At 62.4% G+C, this 21,309-nt stretch carries 18 protein-coding genes; 7 read left to right on the top strand and 11 right to left on the bottom strand.

Features of this window, described 5'->3' with window-relative positions; translation table 11 throughout:
• Window positions 1-36: 36 nt before the first annotated feature.
• The 3 genes from NYQ88_RS01550 to NYQ88_RS01560 all read right to left on the bottom strand — a co-directional run bounded on the left by NYQ88_RS01550 (window position 37) and on the right by NYQ88_RS01560 (window position 2,905).
• A complete protein-coding gene (locus NYQ88_RS01550) occupies window positions 37-918 on the bottom strand; it encodes an EamA family transporter (protein ID WP_275653234.1) in 882 nt (293 codons plus the stop codon).
• Entirely contained in the window at window positions 918-1,796 is an 879-nt protein-coding gene (locus NYQ88_RS01555) for an EamA family transporter (RefSeq protein ID WP_275653235.1), read from the bottom strand. Before NYQ88_RS01555 ends, NYQ88_RS01550 begins: the two co-directional genes overlap by 1 nt.
• A gap of 74 nt (window positions 1,797-1,870) precedes the next feature.
• Window positions 1,871-2,905, bottom strand: a complete 1,035-nt coding sequence (locus NYQ88_RS01560) for an aspartate-semialdehyde dehydrogenase (protein ID WP_275653236.1) — start codon at window positions 2,903-2,905, stop codon at window positions 1,871-1,873.
• Window positions 2,906-3,292: 387 nt separating this feature from the next.
• On the opposite strand from NYQ88_RS01560, the gene NYQ88_RS01565 reads away from it, so the two are divergent.
• The gene (locus NYQ88_RS01565; protein WP_275653237.1) at window positions 3,293-4,483 is read left to right on the top strand and encodes an NAD(P)/FAD-dependent oxidoreductase; all 1,191 of its coding nucleotides are present in this window, start codon (window positions 3,293-3,295) and stop codon (window positions 4,481-4,483) included.
• A gap of 124 nt (window positions 4,484-4,607) precedes the next feature.
• Here NYQ88_RS01565 and NYQ88_RS01570 read toward each other — a convergent pair whose 3' ends face one another.
• The 3 genes from NYQ88_RS01570 to NYQ88_RS01580 form a co-directional block, all read right to left on the bottom strand.
• Window positions 4,608-6,149, bottom strand: a complete 1,542-nt coding sequence (locus NYQ88_RS01570; protein WP_275653238.1) for a hypothetical protein — start codon at window positions 6,147-6,149, stop codon at window positions 4,608-4,610.
• Between the two features lie 76 nt (window positions 6,150-6,225).
• Window positions 6,226-7,170: a DMT family transporter gene (locus tag NYQ88_RS01575; protein ID WP_275653239.1), complete on the bottom strand. Its 945-nt coding sequence runs from the start codon at window positions 7,168-7,170 to the stop codon at window positions 6,226-6,228.
• 219 nt (window positions 7,171-7,389) lie between these two features.
• Window positions 7,390-8,319 carry a tyrosine recombinase XerC gene (locus NYQ88_RS01580; RefSeq protein ID WP_275653240.1) on the bottom strand — a complete coding sequence of 310 codons (930 nt, stop codon included), beginning with the start codon at window positions 8,317-8,319 and terminating at the stop codon, window positions 7,390-7,392.
• Between the two features lie 186 nt (window positions 8,320-8,505).
• Between NYQ88_RS01580 and NYQ88_RS01585 the strand changes: the two genes are divergently transcribed.
• From NYQ88_RS01585 to NYQ88_RS01610, 6 genes are all read left to right on the top strand, one after another.
• Window positions 8,506-10,674, top strand: coding sequence for a primosomal protein N' (locus NYQ88_RS01585; protein ID WP_275653241.1), 2,169 nt, complete (start codon window positions 8,506-8,508; stop codon window positions 10,672-10,674).
• Window positions 10,675-10,933: 259 nt separating this feature from the next.
• Complete coding sequence (locus NYQ88_RS01590) at window positions 10,934-11,494, top strand: F0F1 ATP synthase subunit delta (protein WP_275653242.1); 561 nt, start codon at window positions 10,934-10,936, stop codon at window positions 11,492-11,494.
• Window positions 11,494-13,029, top strand: a complete 1,536-nt coding sequence (gene atpA / locus NYQ88_RS01595) for a F0F1 ATP synthase subunit alpha (protein WP_275653243.1) — start codon at window positions 11,494-11,496, stop codon at window positions 13,027-13,029. The genes NYQ88_RS01590 and atpA overlap by 1 nt, the downstream gene beginning before the upstream one ends.
• A gap of 23 nt (window positions 13,030-13,052) precedes the next feature.
• Window positions 13,053-13,940 carry a F0F1 ATP synthase subunit gamma gene (locus NYQ88_RS01600; protein WP_275653244.1) on the top strand — a complete coding sequence of 296 codons (888 nt, stop codon included), beginning with the start codon at window positions 13,053-13,055 and terminating at the stop codon, window positions 13,938-13,940.
• Window positions 13,941-13,961: 21 nt separating this feature from the next.
• Window positions 13,962-15,401: a F0F1 ATP synthase subunit beta gene (gene atpD / locus NYQ88_RS01605; RefSeq protein ID WP_275653245.1), complete on the top strand. Its 1,440-nt coding sequence runs from the start codon at window positions 13,962-13,964 to the stop codon at window positions 15,399-15,401.
• Window positions 15,402-15,474: 73 nt separating this feature from the next.
• Window positions 15,475-15,900, top strand: a complete 426-nt coding sequence (locus NYQ88_RS01610) for a F0F1 ATP synthase subunit epsilon (RefSeq protein ID WP_275653246.1) — start codon at window positions 15,475-15,477, stop codon at window positions 15,898-15,900.
• Window positions 15,901-15,967: 67 nt separating this feature from the next.
• Here the strand turns inward: NYQ88_RS01610 and NYQ88_RS01615 are convergent, their stop codons facing one another.
• The 5 genes from NYQ88_RS01615 to NYQ88_RS01635 form a co-directional block, all read right to left on the bottom strand.
• Window positions 15,968-16,654: an aspartate/glutamate racemase family protein gene (locus tag NYQ88_RS01615; RefSeq protein WP_275653247.1), complete on the bottom strand. Its 687-nt coding sequence runs from the start codon at window positions 16,652-16,654 to the stop codon at window positions 15,968-15,970.
• A gap of 10 nt (window positions 16,655-16,664) precedes the next feature.
• Entirely contained in the window at window positions 16,665-17,195 is a 531-nt protein-coding gene (locus tag NYQ88_RS01620) for an RNA pyrophosphohydrolase (protein ID WP_275653248.1), read from the bottom strand.
• Between the two features lie 11 nt (window positions 17,196-17,206).
• Window positions 17,207-18,328 (bottom strand): divergent polysaccharide deacetylase family protein, encoded by a 1,122-nt coding sequence (locus tag NYQ88_RS01625; protein WP_275653249.1) that lies wholly within the window; start codon window positions 18,326-18,328, stop codon window positions 17,207-17,209.
• Window positions 18,329-18,425: 97 nt separating this feature from the next.
• The gene (locus NYQ88_RS01630; RefSeq protein ID WP_275653250.1) at window positions 18,426-19,817 is read right to left on the bottom strand and encodes a S41 family peptidase; all 1,392 of its coding nucleotides are present in this window, start codon (window positions 19,815-19,817) and stop codon (window positions 18,426-18,428) included.
• Window positions 19,818-19,824: 7 nt separating this feature from the next.
• Window positions 19,825-21,108, bottom strand: a complete 1,284-nt coding sequence (locus tag NYQ88_RS01635; RefSeq protein ID WP_275653251.1) for a peptidoglycan DD-metalloendopeptidase family protein — start codon at window positions 21,106-21,108, stop codon at window positions 19,825-19,827.
• Between the last annotated feature and the right edge of the window lie 201 nt (window positions 21,109-21,309).

Genomic DNA, 21,309 nt, shown 5'->3' on the forward strand with positions numbered 1-21,309 from the left:
GAAAGGCCGCCTCCCGGCGGCCTTTTCGTTTGGCGCTCAGTCTGCGACCACGAGCGGGACGGTTTTCTTGCGCCCCATCACGGTCACGACGAGCCCGGAAATGACCACGACGGCGCCGAGGATTTCGATCGGCGTGATCATCTCGCCCAGAATGAGATAGCCGGACAAAAGCCCGGTGATCGGCACGAGAAGGGTGAAAGGCGCCACCACCGAGGTCGGGTGCTTGCCGAGCAGCCAGCTCCAGATCGCCCCCGCCAGAATGGTCGAGATATAGGCGAGAAACGCGATCATCGCCGCGTCCGCCCATGAGAACTGGGTGATGGCCTCGACAATGGTCGGCCAGCCCTCGGTAAAGAGCGAGAGCCCGAGCAGCGGCGCGGGCGCGGCCAGCGCACCCCAGACATTGAACGAGAGCGCATCGACCTTGCCGGCCATCTTGGTCAGCACATTGGCCATGCCCCAGCTGGCGGCACCAAATATGGTGAACACCAGCGGCAGCAGGCTCGCGCCCTCGAGCCGCTCGAGCGCGATGACGGCGATCCCGGAAAAGGCAATCGCCGCTCCCGCAAGCTGGAATTTCCCGGGCCGGTCGCCCAGCAGCGGGAAGGCCAGGGCCATGGTGAAAAAGGCCTGCGTTTGCAGCACCAGCGAAGCCAGCCCCGCCGGCATGCCCCAGGCCAGCGCCAGATTGAGAAAAGCATAGAGCAGGAACCCCAGGCACAGCCCGTAGCTCACCACGATCCACACCGGCGCCTTGGGCGGCTTTACGAAAAACACCAGCGGAAACGCCGCCGCCGTAAAGCGTAGCGCCGCGGCCAGGATCGGCGGCAGCGCCTCGACGCTCCATTTGATGACGACGAAATTGAACCCCCAGATGGCGACAACCACAAGGGCAAGAAGAATATGACGGAGGGGCATCAGGCAGACCGCAGACGGTTGAAGAGGCGCGCGCCGAGTACGCTGCAGACGAGGCCGACGAAGATCAGGGCACTGCCGGCAATTTCGACGAGGGTGATTTCCTCGCCCAGCAGGATCATGGACGAGGCTATGCCCGCCACCGGCACCAGCAGCGAAAACGGCGCAATCAGGCTCGCCGGATAGCGCTTGAGGAGATAACTCCAGAGCCCGAAGCCGAGGATCGTCGCGGCATAGGCGTTGAACAGCACGACAAAGACGCTGCGGCCGCTGAACCCGGCCAGCGCCTCGCCAATTAGGGCAGGGCCTTCCACCACCAGCGACAGCCCCAGCAGCGGAATGATGGGGACGAGACTGCTCCAGACCACAAAGGACAGCATGTCGATCTGCCCGGCCTTTTTCGAGGCGATATTGGCCACGCCCCAGAAGAAGGCGGCAAGGATGATCATCAGCAGCGGCACCAGCGCGGTCAGTTCCACCCGCTCGGTGGCAATGACTGCGACGCCTGCAATGGCGATCATGCCGCCAATGGTCTGGAACCGGGTCAGCCGTTCGCCGAGGAAGAACAGCGCCAGGACCACGGTGAAAAACGCCTGCATCTGCATGAGGAGGGACGCCAGCCCCGCTGGCATCCCCAGCTTGATGGCCGAGAACAGGAGGCCAAACTGCGCAAAGCCGATGGCCAGTCCGTAGATCGCCAGCGTGCCAAGCCGGACTTTTGGCCGCTTGACCAGGAACACGGCCGGCAAGGCGGCGCAGAGATAGCGCAGCGCCGTGAGAAACAGCGGCGGAACCTGCTCCACACCCCATTTGATGAAGACGAAATTGAGCCCCCAGATCGCAGCGACGAGGAGCGCCAGACCGATATCGCGCAAGGCCATGGGAAAGAACTCAGGGGGGAGGACGAACAGAAAAAAACTCCGGAGGAGGCCCCCGGAGTTCAATGCTTTAGCGCTTATGCGCGGGGCTTGTAACCCTTTTCGATCAGCGTTTCCGCGATCTGGATCGTGTTGAGCGCCGCGCCCTTGCGCAGATTATCCGAGACCACCCACATGGCCAGGCCATTTTCGACGGTCACGTCTTCGCGGATACGGCTGACATAGGTCTCATAGTCGCCCACGGCCTCGACCGGGGTCGCATAGCCACCGGGTTCGCGCTTGTCGACCACTGCAATGCCCGGCGCGTCGCGCAGGATATCACGGGCCTCATCGGCAGAGATCGGATTGACGAATTCGATATTGACCGCCTCGGAGTGACCGACAAACACCGGCACGCGCACGGCGGTGCAGGTGACCTTGATCTTGGGATCGAGGATCTTCTTGGTCTCGGCCAGAACCTTCCACTCTTCCTTGGTGTAGCCGTCTTCCATGAACACATCGATGTGCGGGATGACGTTGAAGGCGATCTGCTTGGGGAACTTGCCGGGGGTCGGGCTGTCGTTGACGAAAATGCCCTTGGTCTGGTTCCACAGTTCGTCGACGCCTTCCTTGCCGGCGCCCGACACCGACTGATAGGTCGAAACGACGACGCGCTTGATAATGGCCGCATCATGGAGCGGCTTCAGCGCCACGACCAGCTGGGCGGTCGAGCAATTGGGATTGGCAATGATGCCGGTGCGGTTGGCATCGGCCAGCCAGCGCTCGAGAATGTTGCCGTTTACTTCCGGCACGACCAGCGGCACGTCCGAGTGATAGCGCCAGAACGAGGAGTTATCGATGACGATGGCGCCGGCCGCCGCGATCTTGGGCGCCCATTCCTTGGAGATGGAACCACCAGCCGACATGATGGCAAAGTCGACATTGGAGAAGTCGAAGTGCTGCAGGTCCTTGGCCTTGAGGATCTTGTCGCCAAAGGAAATCTCCCGGCCGATCGACTTGGACGAGGCGAGGGCAAACACTTCATCAGCCGGAAAATTACGCTCGGCGAGAATATTGAGAACTTCGCGGCCCACATTGCCTGTGGCCCCAACGACAGCGACGCGATAACCCATTCTTGGAACTCCGGTTCCTGACCATTTCCGCCCCCGCGCATCGCCTGGCGATGCGGTTGCTGGTTTGGCGCCTCTCCCCGTCGGGAGACGACCCGGGGAAAAGCGTCAGGCGGTTTTTGTGCTGGTTTTTGTCATGACGACGCCACCGCCGGCAAAAAGGCCGGTTATTGTCGGTGTCGCGATGCGGCTGGCGCAGCCCATGACTAATTTCCCTATTGGAAAGCAGGACTTTTCATACTCTGAAATAGGAAAGAGTCAAATGATTTGCAATGCCGGGCCGGGTAGCGACACTTTTGCGCTATGACAGGCTCATTTCGACCCTGCCTCTTGTCGCCCCATGCCCGAGGGGGATAGGGAAAGCCAAAGAGAATGCCTCCAGGACCGAAAATGACCGATTTTGACGTAGTAATTCTGGGGGCCGGTGCGGCCGGCTTGATGGCAGGCATCGAGGCCGGGCAGCGCGGACGGCGGGTTCTCGTCGTTGATCATGCCCGAGATCCCGGCGAAAAGATCCGTATTTCGGGCGGTGGGCGCTGCAATTTCACCAATGTGAACGCCACCCATGTCTTGGGGCGCGAGCGCTTCCTGTCGCAGAACCCGCGCTTTGCGCTGTCGGCGCTGTCGCGGTTCACACCTGAAATGTTCATCGAGCGGGTCAAGCGCCGCGGCATTTCCTACCATGAAAAGACGCTCGGGCAGTTGTTCTGCGATGGCTCGGCCACCCAGATCGTCAATATGCTGATCGAGGGCCTGCGCGCCGCCGGAGCGGCGATCTGGACCGGGCGCACCATCGGTTCGGTCGAAAAGATCCCCGAAGGTTTCAAGATTCTCGTCGGTGATGGCTTTGTCACCACGGAAAGCGTCGTCGTGGCCACGGGCGGCAAATCCATCCCCAAGATGGGCGCCACCGGCTTTGCCTATACGCTTGCCCGCCAGTTCGGCCTCGAAGTGACCGACACGCGCCCGGCGCTGGTACCGCTCACCTTTGAGGAAGGCGCGCTGGAAAAGCTCAAGCCGCTGGCCGGCGTATCGACCGAGGCAGTGGTCAGCCACAAGAAGACCAATTTCCGCGAAGCGCTGCTGTTTACCCATCGCGGCCTGTCCGGCCCGGCAATCTTGCAGATTTCCTCCTACTGGCGCGAGGGCGATGCGATCGGCGTCAATCTCCTGCCCGGCGAAGATGCGCTCGATTTCCTTAAGGCAGCGCGCCAGTCCAGCCCCAGACTGCACATCCAGACCGTGCTGGGTGAACGCCTGCCCAAGCGCCTCGCCCAACTGGTCGGCGAAACGATCGACATGCCCGGCATGATCGGCGATTTCTCCGACAAGAAGCTGACCCTGGCAGCCGAAGGCATCAACAAGTGGACGCTCAAGCCCGTCGGCTCGGAAGGTTATCGGACGGCTGAAGTGACGCTGGGTGGCGTGGATACAACCGGGCTCGACGCCAAGACCATGGAAGCCCGCACCGTGCCGGGCCTGTTCTTCGTCGGCGAGGCGGTCGACGTTACCGGCTGGCTCGGCGGCTATAATTTCCAGTGGGCCTGGGCCTCCGGCTACGTGGCAGGCCAGGCGGCATAATTTTTTGACACGCGATGCCGCTCCTCCTCCTTGAGGGGAGGTCGGGGAGGGGGGCACTCGAGCCCCACAAAAAAGCGGCGGAGTTTTTACCCCGCCGCCAAACGTCCAAAAATCGGAAAAATCCTCAGTTGGCGTTTTCGATCAGCATGATGGTGCCGGCCTCGTATGCGGCCTTGCAGTCATTGGCGTCGGCCATCAGATCGCTGTCGAGCAGCGTGGTGGCCGTGCCCGGACCTTCAAAGCGCGGGTCATCGCACTCATTGTCATCGGCATAGCTCGAGGTATTGTCGCCAAAGTCGACGCCCGAGCTGTCATAAGGCGCGCCGGCCGCATATTCGGGCGTATAGATGGTGCGGATCGAAATCCGGCCCTCTTCCAACAGCGCCTTGCAGTCGGTCGCATCCCCCATCAGGTCTTCGGTCAGCAGCTTCTTGTCGACACCGGCGCCGGTAAAGCGCAGGTCGTCGCATTCGCCGTCATTGGCCCACTGGGAAAAGTCCGAGCCGAAGTCGAAGGCGAGGTTTTCCGCTTCGCCCTCATAGGTGGCGGTGCCGGCCTCCACTGCCGCGCGGCAATCGGTGGCGTCGCGCCTGATGTCGCCGGCAAGGGTTTCGCTGGCGACGCCGGCGCCGGTAAAGCGCGGATCATCGCACTCTCCGTCCTTGGCCCATTCCGAGGTATCGTCGCCGAAGTCGATTTCTCCGGCAGCAAGCATCCCTGCGCTGCCCTCGGGGGCTTCGCTCAGGGTCACCGTGCCGGCTTCATAGGCTGCCTGGCAGTCGGTGGCGTCCTTCATGCGGTCTTCGTCGACCAGCTCGGCAGCCGCGCCGGCGCCGGTAAAGCGCGGATCGTCGCATTCGCCGTCATTGGCCCATTCGGAACTGTCGTCGCCAAAGTCGATTTCCGGGCGACCCATCGGCTGGGTCGTGTCATCGCTATCGGCGCCGTCATCGAAAGTCACCGTGCCAGCAGTGTAGGCGGCCTCACAATCGGTGGCGTCCTTCATGCGGTCTTCATCGACCAGTTCGGCCGCAGCGCCAGCGCCGGAAAAGCGCGGATCATCGCATTCGCCGTCATTGGCCCATTCAGAACTGTCGTCGCCAAAGTCGATTTTCGGGCGACCCATCGGCTGGGTCGTGTCATCGCCATCGACCTCTTCATCAAAAGTCACCGTGCCGGCCTCGTAGGCGGCTTCGCAATCGGTGGCGTCCTTCATGCGGTCTTCGTCGACCAGCTCGGCCGCAGCGCCAGTGCCGGTAAAGCGTGGGTCGTCGCACTCACCATCATTGGCCCATTGCGATGAATCATCGCCAAAATCGATCCCGGCGCGCGGGACAGGCGTGGGCGTGGGCGCGGGAGGCGGCGGCGTGCCGGGCTTGGTCGCCGGGGGTGCGCTCTCGGTCTTGAGTTCGGCTGTGCCGGCTGTAAAGGCTGCCTCGCAATCGGTGGCGTCCTTCATCAGATCGGCATCGACGACGGCTTCGGCGACGCCCTCGCCGGTGAAGCGCGGATCATCACATTCGCCATCCTTGGCCCAGGGCGAACTGTCGTCACCGAAATCGATGGCCGATGGCGAGTTGGGCTGAGCAACGCTCGGCACTGTTCCGGCCGAAGCCAATAAAATGCCGATCAGCGACCCGGCAATGACCCTGCTTGAAAAGCGCATGGACTGTCCTCCAGCCTGCTGTTGTGGATGCAGACTATAGCGGCTTTGTGACCGCCAGAGGCGCCCCCGTGGAGAATTATTTGCCCGATGCGGCTGCCTTTTTTTCACTTCCGGCAAAAAGCGTCGACCCCAGAAGAACCATTGCCGTGCCGATGGCATGGTAGATGGTGAAAGCCTCGCCGAGGATGATGACGGCCAGCGCAATCGTGGCGATGGGGCCGAAGGAGGCGGTGGACGAGGTCGCCCGTGCCCCGATCCGGGCGATGCCGGCATTGAGCAGGAATGAGGGCAAAACCGTGCCGAAAACGCCGAGCATGATCCCGTAGAACCAGATGCTGGGCGAGAGTTCGGCAAAGCCGCTAATGCCCGAGATGGTGAGGGTCTGCCCGATGGCAAAGAATCCCGCGGTCGGCATGCCGATGCAGGTGAACAGTGCCGAGCCGACGATCAGCATCTCGCGCCGCGCCAGATGCTGGTAGAGCGCGAAGATGATGGCCGAACCCAGCACGAGCAGCGTGCCGACCAAGAGGCCATCGGGCTTTACCGCCAGGCTCCAGCCAAAAATCACCAGCAGCCCCGAATAGGTGATGAGCATGGGCGGGATCAGCCGCCAGTTCATCCGGTCGCCGAAGAACCAGACGCCGAAGATGAAGACGAAGAACGGATAGGTGAACAGCACCAGCCGCTCATATTGGGCGTCGACATAGGCGAGGCCGGCGAAGTCGAGATAGCTCGAGACATAATAGCCCATGGTGCCGACGGCCATGCAGCCGAGAATGCGCTTTGGCGTCAGCAGGGTTTTGATCTTGTCATTGCCGCGCAGCAGCACGACCAGGATGACCAGATAGACCGGCACCGCGATCAGCATGCGCAGCGCCATCACCATTTCGGTGCTCGCGCCCTCGGCATAGGCCAGCTTGATGAAAATGCCCTTGGTCGAGAACAGCACAGCCCCGGCGAGGGCATATCCATAGCCAACCATGTCGAATGGGGCAGGGGTGGTGGTTGGGGAGGCAGACATGGGGCGGTCAACTTATAGGAAGGCGGCGGGGCGGAAGCTCGTCCGCCGCAAGGCATAAAAATACCGGTGGGCCGGTTCGCCCTTTGGTCCGACATCAACTCAATCGGGAAAGCTCTGGCGCGGCAAGTGCGGTCCGGCTTAATGCCGTACGCCTTTCGCATAGGGGTGCGCTCGATGCTAACAGTCTGCTAACCAATTCGCCCCGGATGCGTCACCTTTCTAGCCCCGTGGATGGGCCTTGGCATAGGTCTCGAGCAGGCGCTCGGTGTCCACCGCGGTATAGATCTGGGTGGTCGAAAGGCTTGCGTGGCCAAGCAATTCCTGGATCGAGCGCAAATCCCCGCCCTTGCCGAGGAGGTGCGTGGCAAAGGAATGGCGCAGCGCATGCGGCGTCGCCGACGGCGGCAGGCCGAGGGCGGACCGGAGCAATTCCATCCGCTTCTGGATGAGGCGCGGCGACAGCACACCGCCCTTTACCCCGCGAAACAGGGGGTCCTCGGGCCAGAGTTTATAAGGACTTAGCTTCAGATACTCGTCGATGGCGCGGCGCACCGGGGCGATGAGCGGCACCATGCGGACCTTGCCCCCCTTGCCGGTCACCCGCAGCACCTCGGCCTCGAGATCTTCCTTGGTCAGCGCCAACGCTTCGGAAATACGCAGGCCCGCTCCATAGCAGAGCGAGATCACCGCCATGTCGCGCGCCGCGACCCACGGCTCCTCTTCCAATTCCTTTGTCGCGGCAATGGCTTGCTTGGCTTCAATGACGGTCAGCGCCTTGGGCAGCGACCGCCCCACTTTTGGCGTGCGGATGACATTGAGCGCTTCGGTCGCCAGAATATTTTCGCGTTCGAGAAAGCCGAAAAAGCTCTTCAGCGCCGATAGGACCCGGGCGAGGGACCGTGACCCCAGGCTCTCCTCGCGCCGCTGCGCCATGAAGGCGCGAATATCGGCGCCGCGCAATTCTCTCAATGATTGCAGAGTGATGGGCCCGCCCATATGGCCGGCCAGAAAACTCATGAACTGGGAGAGATCGCGCGCATAGGCTTCAAGCGTCTTGGGCGCGAGCCGCTTTACCGACCCGAGCTCGCGCATCCAGCCGGCGATCTGGGATTGAATGAAGGCATCAGTGGCAAAGGCTGCGTCGGTCATATCAGCAACTTATCCCTCTCGATGCAAAAGAAGGTAAATTCTCGAGGCGCGCAGAGCGTGCCGGCACGGCGCGACGGCCGGTTTTTCTCCTCCTGGGGATAAGGGGGATAAGTGCGGCAAAGCCCGCCCTAGCCGAATCGCTTGTCGATCCTATCTAAGGAGGACGAGAACGGAACGCGCACAAACATGTATGGTCCCGGGGACATCGTTGCGGTTTTGGTTGGGGTCGCCGTCGAGGGCCCCTATTCCTATCGCGTGCCCAGGGACATGGAAGTCCAGCGCGGCTCCATCGTCTCGGTCCCCCTCGGTCCCCGTCTCACGCTCGGCGTCGTCTGGGGACTTCCCAAGGACCAGGTCGGCCATAACCGGTTGCGGGACATCAGCTTTTCCCACGACGTGCCGCCGCTCAGCGAAGAGCTCCTGAAGCTTGTCGAATGGGTGGCGCGCTATACGCTGGCCGCTCCCGGACAGGTACTGCGCGGCGTTCTACGATCCCCCGAAGCGCTCGATGCGCCCCGTCCGGTCATCGCCTATCGCCGCACCGGCTTCGAGCCGGACAAGCTGACGCCGGCGCGCCTGCGGGTGCTTGATACTCTCATTGATGACATGGCCTGGCCCAAGGCCGCGCTAGTGGGGGCGAGTGGGGTCTCCACCTCGGTCATCGATGGACTCGAAAAATGCGGCGCGCTCGAGAAGCTCGAAACGCCGCCGCCACCAGTGGTCATGCCGCCAGATCCGGATGCCTTTCCGGCCAAGCTCAATGAAGAGCAGCAGGCGGCCCTCGACCAGATTTTAGCCATTGATGCCAATAGCTTCGGGGTGGCGCTGCTCGACGGTGTCACCGGCGGTGGCAAGACCGAAGTCTTCTTCGAAGCGGTCGCCGACACGCTTCGCGCCGGTCGGCAGGCACTGATTCTCCTGCCCGAAATCGCGCTGACCAACACCTTCATCGACCGGTTTACCAAGCGGTTTGGCACCCGTCCGGCCGAATGGCATTCCGACATGACCCCGGTGCAACGGGCAAAAATCTGGCGCGGGGTGCTGGATGGCACGGTGCGGGCGCTGGTCGGGGCGCGCTCCGCCCTCTTCCTGCCGTTCCGCGAGCTGGGCCTTCTCGTCCTCGATGAGGAGCACGATGGCGCCTACAAGCAATCCGAGGGCTTTACCTATCATGCCCGCGACATGGCCATCGTCCGGGCGCATCTTGCCAATGCGCGGGTGATCTTGTCCTCGGCGACGCCCTCGGTCGAATCGCGCAACAATGCCAACACCGGCCGCTATGCTCATGTGCGGCTCGAAAGCCGGTTCGCGGCGGCGGCCATGCCCGACATCACCGCCATCGACATGCGCATCGACGGTCCGGAAAAAGGCCAGTGGATCGCCCCGAGCCTGGCGCGGGAAGTCTTTGGGGCGCTCGACCGGGGCGAACAGGCACTGTTGTTCCTCAACCGTCGCGGCTACGCCCCGCTCACCCTCTGCAATGCCTGCGGCCATCAGTACAAATGCCCGGATTGCTCGGCCTGGATGGTCGAACACAGGTTTCGCGGTGTGCTCATGTGCCACCATTGCGGCCATGAAGTCCGCGTCCCCAAGGTGTGCAGGGAATGCGGGCAGGAGGACACTCTTGTGGCCGTCGGTCCCGGCATCGAGCGGGTCGCCGAAGAGGCCGCAGCGCGTTTTCCCGATGCCCGCCGCGTCCTGCTCTCCACCGACATGGGCAGCCATTCCCAGCTGCGCGAACGCTTTGCCGAGGTCGAGCGGGGCGAGTTCGATCTCATCATCGGCACCCAGCTGGTTTCGAAGGGCCACCATTTCGAAAAACTCTCGGTGGTCGGGGTACTCGACGCCGATCTCGGCCTTGCCCATGGCGACCCGCGCGCGGCCGAAAAAACCTTCCAGATCCTGACGCAGGTCGCCGGCCGGGCAGGGCGCGCCAGCCAGCATGGCAAGGCGTTCCTCCAGACCTATCACCCCGATCACCCGGTGATGAAAGCCATGGTTTCCGGGGATCGTGAGGCCTTTTACGCCCAGGAGCTGCTGGCCCGGGAAGCCGGGGGCATGCCGCCGTTCGGTCGGCTGGCTGCGCTCATCGTCTCGGCCAATGAGCAGCCGACCGCCATGGCCTATGCCCGGACACTGCTGTCGTGTGCACCGATGGCGGAGGGAGTGCGGCTCTTCGGCCCTGCCGATGCGCCCGTTGCCATGATCAGGGGCAGGCACCGGGTTCGGCTGCTTGCGCAGGCGGGCAAGGATTTCGATCTTTCCGGCTATGTACGCTTCTGGCTGGCGAGCGGCGAAAAACCCAAGGGGGACATAAAGTTACAGGTCGATATCGACCCCATGAGCTTCATGTAAGGCCCCTGAAGCCCGCTGAACCCGGCCAAAGCGGCAAATTGCGCTGTGGACTGCGACATTTTCACCGCAATTGAATCGCGCCTGGCAGCCTTGCAAGGGCCGCTTGGCTTGTGTTAGAGCGAGCCCAACTTAAAGGGGGCTGGCTCGGAATCGCCTGGCTTGGCCCCTACTTCCACGAACGTACGCAATTTTGACACGCCGGCCATGTTCCCGAGAGGGAAATTTTCAGTGGGCCGGTCCAAGAGAGGGTGAAGCGGCATTGGCAGCGCAGAATTCAGTGCTTACCCAGATCGCGCGGCCATATGCGTCGGCGCTGTTTGATCTCGCCAAGAGCGAGAACCAGCTGGCCCAGGTGGAAACCGGTCTTTCCGACATCTCACGGCTGATCGGTGAAAGCGAAGAGTTTTCGCGTTACCTGCGGTCTCCCGTGATCAATGCCGAGGTCAAGGCACAGGCGCTCGACGCCATCCTCGCCAAGGCATCGGCCAACAATCTCGTTGCCAATTTCCTGCGCATCGTGGCCCAGAACGGCCGCCTGTTCGCGCTGGATCAGATCATTGTCGTCTTCCGCGAGCTGGCAGCAGCCGATCGCGGCGAAACGACTGCGGAAGTGACCTCCGCCGCGCCGCTGAGCGCTGATCAGGTCAAGGCCCTCGCCGAGACGCTCAAGGCCAAGCTCGGCAAGACCGTCACGCTCAATCAATTCGTCGATCCCACACTGATCGGTGGCCTTCAGGTGAAGGTCGGCAGTCAGCTGATCGATTCTTCCCTCAAGACAAAACTCGCCGCGATGAAAATCGCCATGAAAGAGGTCGGATAATGGACATCAAAGCCGCGGAAATCTCTGCGATCCTCAAGGACCAGATCAAGAATTTCGGCCAGGAAGCCCAGGTTTCCGAAGTCGGTCAGGTGCTTTCCGTCGGTGACGGTATTGCCCGCGTTTACGGCCTCGACAACGTGCAGGCCGGTGAGCTCGTCGAGTTCCCGGGTGCCGTCATGGGCATGGCGCTGAACCTCGAAACCGACAACGTCGGTGTCGTGATCTTCGGCAACGACCGCGCCATCAAGGAAGGCGACGTCGTCAAGCGTACCGGCGCCATCGTGGACACTCCCGTTGGTCCGGGCCTGCTCGGCCGCGTGGTTGACGGCCTCGGCAACCCGATCGACGGCAAGGGCCCGATCGATCACACCCAGCGTTCGCGCGTTGACGTGAAGGCTCCGGGCATCCTGCCGCGCAAGTCCGTGCACGAGCCCATGTCCACCGGCCTCAAGGCCATCGACGCGCTGATCCCGATCGGCCGTGGCCAGCGCGAGCTGATCATTGGCGACCGTCAGACCGGCAAGTCGGCCATCATTCTGGACACCTTCCTCAACCAGAAGCCGGCTCACGACGCCAACGCGTCGGACACCGACAAGCTCTATTGCATCTACGTTGCCGTCGGTCAGAAGCGTTCGACCGTCGCGCAGTTCGTCAAGCAGCTCGAAGAATCCGGCGCCCTGCCGTACTCCATCGTTATCGCTGCGACCGCCTCTGATCCGGCTCCGCTCCAGTACATCGCGCCGTTCACCGGCTGCGCCATCGGCGAGTGGTTCCGTGACAATGGCAAGCATGCCGTTATCGCCTATGACGATCTGACCAAGCAGGCTGTTGCCTACCGTCAGATGTCCCTGCTGCTGCGTCGCCCGCCGGGCCGCGAAGCTTACCCGGGCGACGTGTTCTACCTGCACTCCCGCCTGCTCGAGCGCGCTGCAAAGCTCAACGAAGACCACGGTCTTGGTTCGCTCACCGCTCTGCCGGTTATCGAAACCCAGGCAAACGACGTTTCGGCTTACATCCCGACCAACGTGATCTCGATCACCGATGGCCAGATCTTCCTCGAAACCAACCTCTTCTTCCAGGGTATCCGCCCGGCCGTGAACGTCGGTCTGTCGGTGTCCCGCGTGGGTGGTTCGGCTCAGATCAAGGCGATGAAGCAGGTTGCCGGTTCGCTCAAGGGTGAGCTGTCGCAGTACCGCGAAATGGCCGCTTTCGCCCAGTTCGGTTCGGACCTTGACGCCTCGACCCAGCGCCTGCTGAACCGTGGTGCCCGTCTCACCGAGCTGCTCAAGCAGCCCCAGTTCAGCCCGCTCAAGACCGAAGAGCAGGTTGCGGTGATCTTTGCCGGCGCCAATGGCTATCTCGATAGCGTTGCGGTGAACAAGGTTGGCGATTTCGAAAAGCACATCCTGTCCGCTCTGCGTGGCAAGTATGCTGAAATCCTGTCGACCATCGCCAAGGAAAAGGCTCTGAGCGACGACACTCGTGGCAAGCTCAAGTCCGCCCTCGACGAGATCAAGAAGACCTACGCGGCTTGAGCCGGTAAGGAGACTTTAGGCTCATGCCGTCGCTAAAGGACCTCAAGAACCGTATCGACTCGGTCAAGTCGACCCAGAAGATCACCAAGGCCATGCAGATGGTTGCGGCGGCTAAGCTCCGTCGCGCCCAGGAAGCCGCCGTGGCAGCCCGTCCCTATGCCGAGCGCATGGGGCAGGTGCTGTCGAGCCTGGCCGCTGTCTATGACGGCCAGACCGACGCCCCTGTGCTGCTGGCCGGCAATGGCCGCGATCAGGTGCATCTTCTGATCGTTGCAACCGGCGAGCGTGGTCTTGCTGGCGGCTTCAACTCCTCGATCGCGCGTCTGGCGCGCGATCATGCCAACAAGCTTCTGTCTGAAGGCAAGACCGTCAAGATCCTGACCGTTGGTCGCAAGGGTCATGACATTCTCAAGCGTCAGTTCGCCGACAAGATCATCGACACGGTGAGCTATCGCGAAGTCAAGAATATCGGCTTTGCCCAGGCGAGCGAGATCTCCCAGAAGGTGCAGTCGCTGTTCGCCGCCGGTGAATTCGACGTCGCCACCCTGTTCTTTGCCAAGTTCAACTCGGTGATCAGCCAGGTGCCGCAGGCCGTGCAGATCATTCCGGCTCGTATCGAGGCTGTCGAAGGCGAAGGCCAGGCAGCAGCGTCCACGGTGCCCTATGAGTACGAGCCAAGCGAAGAGGCCATTGTCGAGGATCTTCTGCCGCGGAACATTTCCGTGCAGATCTTCCGCGCCATGCTCGAGAATAACGCTTCGTTCTACGGTGCGCAGATGTCCGCAATGGACAACGCGACCCGCAACGCTGGCGAAATGATCGGCAAGCTGCAGTTGAGCTACAACCGTCAGCGCCAGGCCCAGATCACCAAAGAACTCATCGAAATCATTTCGGGCGCCGAAGCGCTCTAACCGCACAGCGAGGACGAACAAATGGCAGATAAAAAGGCCGGTCGCGTATCGCAGGTCATCGGCGCCGTCGTCGACGTCGTGTTTGACGATCACCTGCCCGCCATTCTCAATGCCCTTGAGACCACCAACAACGGCCAGCGCCTTGTGCTGGAAGTGGCGCAGCACCTGGGTGAAAACGCAGTGCGCACCATTGCCATGGACACCACGGAAGGCCTCGTTCGCGGCGCCGAAGTGACTGACCTGGGCACCGCTATCACCGTTCCCGTCGGTGAAGTGACCCTCGGCCGCATCATGAACGTCATCGGCGAGCCGATCGACGAAGCTGGTCCGATCGTTGCTGAAACCTCGCGCGAAATCCACCAGGACGCTCCGGCCTTTGCCGAGCAGAACCCTGAGTCGCAGGTTCTGGTCACCGGCATCAAGGTCGTTGACCTCATCGCTCCTTACGCTCGCGGCGGCAAGATCGGCCTGATGGGCGGCGCCGGCGTTGGCAAGACCGTTCTGATCCAGGAACTGATCAACAACGTCGCCAAGGCGCACGGTGGTTACTCGGTGTTCGCTGGCGTGGGTGAACGCACCCGCGAAGGCAACGACCTGTATCACGAAATGATCGAATCGGGCGTGAACAAGGACCCCAAGGAAAACGGTGGCTCGGCCGCTGGTTCCAAGTGCGCCCTCGTGTTCGGCCAGATGAACGAGCCCCCGGGTGCCCGCGCTCGCGTTGCTCTGACCGGTCTGACCGTGGCAGAGAACTTCCGCGACCAGGGCCAGGACGTGCTGTTCTTCGTGGACAACATCTTCCGCTTTACCCAGGCTGGCGCTGAAATGTCGGCTCTGCTGGGCCGCATCCCCTCCGCTGTGGGTTATCAGCCGACGCTGGCGACCGACATGGGTCAGATGCAGGAACGCATCACCACCACGAACAAGGGCTCGATCACCTCGGTTCAGGCCGTGTACGTGCCCGCCGACGACTTGACCGACCCTGCTCCGGCAACGTCCTTCGCCCACTTCGACGCCGTGACCGTGCTGAACCGCGCGATTTCGGAAAAGGGCATCTACCCGGCCGTTGACCCGCTGGCATCCAACTCGCGTATTCTCGATGCCAACGTTGTTGGCCAGGAGCACTACGAAGTTGCCCGTCGCGTTCAGGAAGTGCTGCAGAAGTACAAGGCTCTCCAGGACATCATCGCGATCCTGGGCATGGACGAGCTGTCCGAAGAGGACAAACTGGTCGTGGCCCGCGCCCGTAAGGTCGAGCGCTTCATGAGCCAGCCGTTCGACGTGGCAGAAGTGTTCACCGGTTCGCCTGGCGTGTTCGTTCAGCTCGAAGACACCATCAAGGGCTTCAAGGGCCTGGTGAACGGCGAGTACGATCACCTGCCGGAAGCTGCTTTCTACATGGTCGGCACCATCGAAGATGCCGTCAAGAAGGCCCAGAAGCTGGCGGCTCAGGCTGCCTAAGCCACGCCTTCTTGCGTGTTGGACCCGCCCGCAAAGCGGGTCCCCCATCTGATGCTAAGGGACCCAAAAAAAAATGGCTGAAGGCCTCAAGATCGAGATCGTGTCGCCAGAACGGCTTCTGGTTTCGGAAATCGTGCAGTCGGTCACCGTGCCGGGCTCCGAGGGCTATTTCACGGTCATGTTTGACCATGCGCCCTTCATGACCACCATGCGTCCCGGTTTCATCACCGTGACCAAGGAAAATGGCGCGTCTGAAGTGTACTTCGTGCGCGGCGGTTTCGTTGATGTCTCAACGACGGGCCTGACCATCCTGGCCGAAGAATCCGTGCCGTTCAGCGAATTCAGCCATGCCGATCTGCAGGCGCAGATCAAGGCAGCCGAAGAAGAGCTGGCCCGCGCTGCGACACCGGACGACAAGTCCTATGCCCAGCAGTTCGTTTCCGGCCTGCTGAACCTCGCGATCGAGGCCCAGCAGCTTGGCGGCGCGCATATCCACTAAGATTGCCGTCTGATCACTTTTGGAAAGGCCGTCCTTCGGGGCGGCCTTTTCTTTTTGCCGTTTTCGATCAGCTCAGGGCGTGATCGACAAGGGCCCTGGCGTGAAGATCGGTGGTGTCATAGACCGGCAGCGGGCTGACGTCGTCGTCGATCAGCATGCCGATTTCGGTGCAGCCAAGGATGACCGCCTGGGCCCCGCGTGCGGCGAGTTTCTCGATGGCCCCAACATAGATCCTGCGGGACTCCTCGCGGATGATCCCGCGACAAAGCTCCTCATAGATAATGCCGTTGAGATTGGTGCGATCGACTTCGGGAATGAGATTGTTCAGGCCGCGCTCGGTCAGCCGGTCGCGGTAAAAGCCCATCTCCATGGTGAAGCGCGTGCCGAGAAGCCCTACAGTATCGAAGCAGTCGGCCAGCAGCGCGTCTGCCGTCGGATCGGCAATATGCACAAAGGGAGTGTCGATGCCCGCCAGCATGGTCTCGGCCACTACATGCATGGTGTTGGTGGCAAGGCCCAGCACTTCGGCTCCGGCGTCCACCAGGCCCCTTGCAGCCGCATTGAGGAGCTGACCCGCGCCGTCCCAGTCTCCGGCCGCCTGCATGGCCGCTATGGGAGCGAAATCAACAGAGTGGATGAGGAGCGGCGCTGAATGGAGACCGCCCAGCCGACGCGCTGTTTCCTGATTGAGGACGCGATAGTAATGCGCCGTCGACTCCCAGCTCATGCCGCCGATCAAGCCGATGGTCTTCATCACTCCCTCCTCAGGAAAAGCGCTGCGGGATCTCGCTGAAAGCCTCGACTACCTTGTCATAGGCCGGACGCTTGAACGGAACGATCAGCGAGGGGGTGCGGCTCAGCCGCTCCCAGCGCCAGGCATTGAACTCGGCGCCATGCTTGCCACCAGCCGGGGTATGGACGTCGATCTCGCTTTCCTGGCCGGTAAAGGCGAAGGCAAACCAGCGCTGGCGCTGCCCGCGATATTTGCCCTTGAAGGCGACGCCCAGGGCTTCGTCGGGCAGGTCGTAATAGATCCACTCGGGGGCCTCGGCGAGGAGGCTCACCGAGGTGATATTGGTTTCTTCGTGCAGTTCGCGCAGGGCGGCGCGCAGCGGGTCCTCGCCATCGTCAATGCCCCCTTGGGGCATCTGCCAGGCAAAGCCACGCGCAGCCGATTGATCGGGGTCACCCTCGGACTTGCGATGCCCGACAAACACCTGCCCGGTGGAATTGAACACCGCTATGCCCACGCAGTCGCGATAGGGCATGGCGTCTCGATCGAGTGCAGCAGACATGAAGCGCTTCTCTATTTCATCAGGGCGCTGGCCGGAACCAGCGCAATACCCTTGGAATCCAGTTCCGCTGCCCACTCGGAGAGGGCCTGAACGGAAATGGGGAGAGCACTGACAATACCGATCGCGCTGCCCTGGTCCAGAGCCTGGGCTTCAAGGCTGGCAAGCGCTGAGAGAATGGATGCGCGGGCGGGATTGGCGTCGATCACCGTGCCGGCGCGGGCAAAGGGTACCTTGTTGGAGGTGGCGAGCTGCTCGGCGACGGATCGGTTTGACGAGCCGTCGTCGATATAGCCTAGCCCTCGGGAGCCAAGCTCCTCCATCACCGGGGCGAAGTCTGCGCCAGAGGCGGTGAAACGGGCGCCCATATTGTTGATGACACCGGTATAGGCGCCGAATCGCGCCATCAGCCAGAACAGCTTTTCGAGGTTCTGGCGTGGCGGTTCGCCGGTCAGCAGCGTATGCGGGCCCGGATCGTTCTGCGGGTAGTCGAAAGGCTCCAGCGGCACTTCGAGCATGATCTCATGTCCGCCGCCGCGCGCTGCCGCCACCGTGTGCTCCAGCGCCTTGCCATAAGGTGCGAAGGCGAGCGTCACCAGATCGGGCAGCTGGCCTATGGCGTCGAGCGAACCCTGTTCGTTGATCCCGAGGCCGGTCACGATAACAGCGATCTTGGGGCCGGGGGCCGATGCTAGGTCGAAGGGATATTTATAGGCCGCAAAGGGCGTTTCGCCGCTGCTCGAGATGCGGGGGATGGCGCCGTTGCTGGTCTCTTCCGTGAGATCGGCAAGGATCGTCGCAGCATTGGAGACTGCGGGGCCAGTTTCCGCGCCGACTCCCGCGTCCGACGGCATCGTGCCCGCCGGATATTGCATGGGGTCTGCCGTGATGGTGGCGGGACGGCTGGCCGCGCTGTCGGCCACGCTGTTGCTCGCCCGCGTATTGGTGATGGCGGCCTCGATGGTGGGCAGGCCGCCATTGGGCTCATCGACGAGAACAAGGCGCAAGACCACGCCGATGGCGATGAGCGCGATAATGCCAAAGAGCACCCGGGCGACCGGGAAATGGGTCCGCCCTGTCCCTCGCCTCAGGCGCTGCCGCCGGCCGGTCAGTGGTGTACTGAGATCATTGGCCATCGGTCCTGGCTGCGTCCTTGAAGAGAGGCTTGGAAAATTGGCGCGGCGGCGAATCATGCCGTCGCGCCATTCAGTCTAGCACAGCTGAAGCTTGCGTTTACTCGGCCTTGGGCGGGAAGGCCTCGTGAGTCTCTTCGCCATTGATCAGGCGGAGGGCATACTGCAGCTGCGTATCTTCTTCCTTATCGACCGGCACGTAGACGGAGGAGCCGACGCTGCTCTCTTCCTCGGCGTCACCAGTGATGTGGCCTTCAAGACCAGCCTCGCCAATGATTTCGTCGCGGCCCTGGAACTCCTCGGGAACGACCTGCTTGATCTCGATATCGGGCGTAATGCCGAGGGCCTGGATCGAGCGGTTGTCGGGCGTGTAATAGCGCGCCGTGGTCAGGCGCATCGCGCCATCCGGGCCGAGCGAAATGATCGACTGCACCGAACCCTTGCCGAAGGAGCGGGTCCCGACGAGGGTCGCGCGCTTATGGTCCTGAAGGGCACCGGCGACGATTTCCGAGGCAGACGCCGAACCGCCGTTGATCAGCACCACCAGCGGCACGTCGGCAAGGCGCTTGTCCAGCGGATCGGACTGGGCGTCGTAGCGGGCGCTTTCGCGTTCCGTACGGCCGCGGGTCCAGACCACTGCGCCACGATTGAGGAAGGCGTCGGCAACATAGACGGACTGGTCGACAAGCCCGCCCGGATTGTTACGCAGGTCGAGGATGATGCCCTTGGGGGCAGCGCCATCACGCTCTTCATAAATTTCGTTGATGGCGGCTTCGATGCCGACAAAGGCCTGGGCCGAGAACCGCGCGAGGCGCAGCAGAGCCACATCGCCCTCCATCGACCAGCGCACGGCGCGCATGGAGATGGTCGCGCGGGTCATCTCGAAGCTCATCGGCTCGTTGACACCTTCGCGGACCACGGTGACCTTGATGTCGGTGCCGATCGGACCCCGCATCTTGTCCACGGCTTCGTCCAGCGACAGACCCTGAACAGAAACGCCGTCGAGTTCCACGATCAGGTCGTTGGCCAGGATGCCGGCGCGTGCCGCAGGAGTCTCGTCGATGGGCGAGACGACCTTGATGACGCCTTCTTCCATCGTGACTTCGATGCCGAGGCCCCCGAACTGGCCCGAAATATCTTCGCGCGTGTCGTTGTAATCGGCCGGCGGGAGGTAGTCGGAATGCGGGTCAAGCGAGGTCAGCATGCCGCGAATGGCGGCACGGATCAGCTCCTCCTCATCCGGCGGATCCACATATTCGGCGCGGATACGGTCAAAGATCTCGCCGAAGAGATTAAGATCGGCATAGATCTCCAACGGATCACGCGGCTCGCTGTCGCGTTCCTCGGCCGTGGGTTCTGGCTGTTCGCCGCTCGGGTTCGGCGCCTCGACCGGGGTTTCCGGAGCCGGCGTCTGATCCTGTGCCATCAGCACGGTCGACGGCACGAGCAGCGCCACGCCAAGAGCTGCAGCGCGGAGTGTGGACAAGCGCATGGAGTTTCTATCCCGTCTGTTCGTTCGGAGCCCACCACCCATCCGGGTCGAAAGGCCGGTTGTTCTGTCGCAGTTCAATATAAAGGGTCGGTTGGGCGTTACCAGCACTGGTCGTCACGGTCCGTCCAATTGTGCGTGAACCCATCTGACCAACGGGTTCGCCCATTTGCACAAACTGACCGATATCGACGCTGATGGTTTCAAGCCCTGCGAGCAGGGCGGTATAGCCCTGTCCGGTATTCAAGATGATGATCTGGCCATAATTGAGGTAGGGGCCCTTGTAGAGCACCCAGCCATCAGCCGGGGCAACGACCTGTGCCTCGGCCCGGGTTACCACTGACTGGCCTTGGGAGATGCCGCCACGGCCATCGCTGGAGCCAAAGTCGAGAACGGTGACGCCATTGGCAGGCTGGGAGAGGTATCCGCGCGCCAGGGGAAAGGGCACAGCAGGTTCGGTGCGTGCCGCATTGGCCAGCGCAAGCTGAATGGCTTCGGGCGGCAGCGTCGGCAAATCGTCGGCCGTCGTCTGGGGTGCCGTGGCGTTGGTGGCGCGCGCGGAGAGGGTGTCGATGAGCTCGCGCAGGGTGGCTGCACGCTCTGCCAGCTCAACGGCTTCGCGTTCCTGGGAATCGAGGGCAATCCCGCGCTGGTTCAGGCCCTGCTTGCGGGCTGCGATCAGGGTGGCGATGCGCAATTGCTCTTCTTCGAGCACGGCATAATTGGCCTTGAGCGTCTCCTCTTCGGCCAGCGCCTGCTCCTTGATGGAGGTCAGTTCCTTGAGGTCGACGGCAACGCTGTCAGCGCGAGCGCGCAATTGCGGAACGATGGCCGCGATCAGCATGGCGCCGCGGGCAGAACCCAGTGCGTCGCTCGGGTCAACGATCAGCGCCGGCGGGGGATTGAGGGAAATGCGCTGCAGAGCGGCAAGAACATTGGCGATCTCGGCATCGGCACCATCGAGGCGCCCGCGCACCTCGAGCTCTGAGACGATCAGGTTCGACAGGCGCTCCTCGACGTCGGCGACTTCGATCTCGGCCATCTTCACCCGCTGGCCGGCAGCAATGAGCGCCGCATTCTGCTGGGTTTGGTCGCCCTCCATCGCCGCGATTTCGGCCTTGAGGGTGTCGATCCGCTCGCGGCTGAGATTGAGGGAGGCCTCCACTTCGGCAAGGTCGCTGGCGCTGGCCGACACGGTAGCCTCGCCGGCATCCTGGGGCGCCGCTTCGGTCTCGACCACGCCTTCATTTGCCGGAGATGGCGCCTCCGCGTCGGGCGCGATGGTTTCCGGCACGGCCGATTCTTGCACGGCAGGGGGAGTCTGGGCCAGTAGCGGCAAAGCAGCCATCGAGGACAGGACAATCCCTGCCAGGGCAGCTCTGGCTATGCTCCCCGGTCCAGCCGGCATGGCAACTCCTTAAAGGGGACCACACGTCCCGAATCATCTGCGCGCACCTTACCAAGAGGTCGGCAAACCACTGGTTAATTCAGCTTA

The organism is Devosia sp. SD17-2 (genome assembly GCF_029201565.1).
GTDB lineage: Bacteria > Pseudomonadota > Alphaproteobacteria > Rhizobiales > Devosiaceae > Devosia.

Coding starts and splice junctions, on each gene's coding strand:
- NYQ88_RS01550 (WP_275653234.1), bottom strand. CDS start 918: ATGCCCCTCCGTCATATTCTTCTTGCCCTTGTGGTTGTCGCCATCTGG.
- NYQ88_RS01555 (WP_275653235.1), bottom strand. CDS start 1,796: ATGGCCTTGCGCGATATCGGTCTGGCGCTCCTCGTCGCTGCGATCTGG.
- NYQ88_RS01560 (WP_275653236.1), bottom strand. CDS start 2,905: ATGGGTTATCGCGTCGCTGTCGTTGGGGCCACAGGCAATGTGGGCCGC.
- NYQ88_RS01565 (WP_275653237.1), top strand. CDS start 3,293: ATGACCGATTTTGACGTAGTAATTCTGGGGGCCGGTGCGGCCGGCTTG.
- NYQ88_RS01570 (WP_275653238.1), bottom strand. CDS start 6,149: ATGCGCTTTTCAAGCAGGGTCATTGCCGGGTCGCTGATCGGCATTTTA.
- NYQ88_RS01575 (WP_275653239.1), bottom strand. CDS start 7,170: ATGTCTGCCTCCCCAACCACCACCCCTGCCCCATTCGACATGGTTGGC.
- NYQ88_RS01580 (WP_275653240.1), bottom strand. CDS start 8,319: ATGACCGACGCAGCCTTTGCCACTGATGCCTTCATTCAATCCCAGATC.
- NYQ88_RS01585 (WP_275653241.1), top strand. CDS start 8,506: ATGTATGGTCCCGGGGACATCGTTGCGGTTTTGGTTGGGGTCGCCGTC.
- atpA (WP_275653243.1), top strand. CDS start 11,494: ATGGACATCAAAGCCGCGGAAATCTCTGCGATCCTCAAGGACCAGATC.
- NYQ88_RS01600 (WP_275653244.1), top strand. CDS start 13,053: ATGCCGTCGCTAAAGGACCTCAAGAACCGTATCGACTCGGTCAAGTCG.
- atpD (WP_275653245.1), top strand. CDS start 13,962: ATGGCAGATAAAAAGGCCGGTCGCGTATCGCAGGTCATCGGCGCCGTC.
- NYQ88_RS01610 (WP_275653246.1), top strand. CDS start 15,475: ATGGCTGAAGGCCTCAAGATCGAGATCGTGTCGCCAGAACGGCTTCTG.
- NYQ88_RS01615 (WP_275653247.1), bottom strand. CDS start 16,654: ATGAAGACCATCGGCTTGATCGGCGGCATGAGCTGGGAGTCGACGGCG.
- NYQ88_RS01620 (WP_275653248.1), bottom strand. CDS start 17,195: ATGTCTGCTGCACTCGATCGAGACGCCATGCCCTATCGCGACTGCGTG.
- NYQ88_RS01625 (WP_275653249.1), bottom strand. CDS start 18,328: ATGGCCAATGATCTCAGTACACCACTGACCGGCCGGCGGCAGCGCCTG.
- NYQ88_RS01630 (WP_275653250.1), bottom strand. CDS start 19,817: ATGCGCTTGTCCACACTCCGCGCTGCAGCTCTTGGCGTGGCGCTGCTC.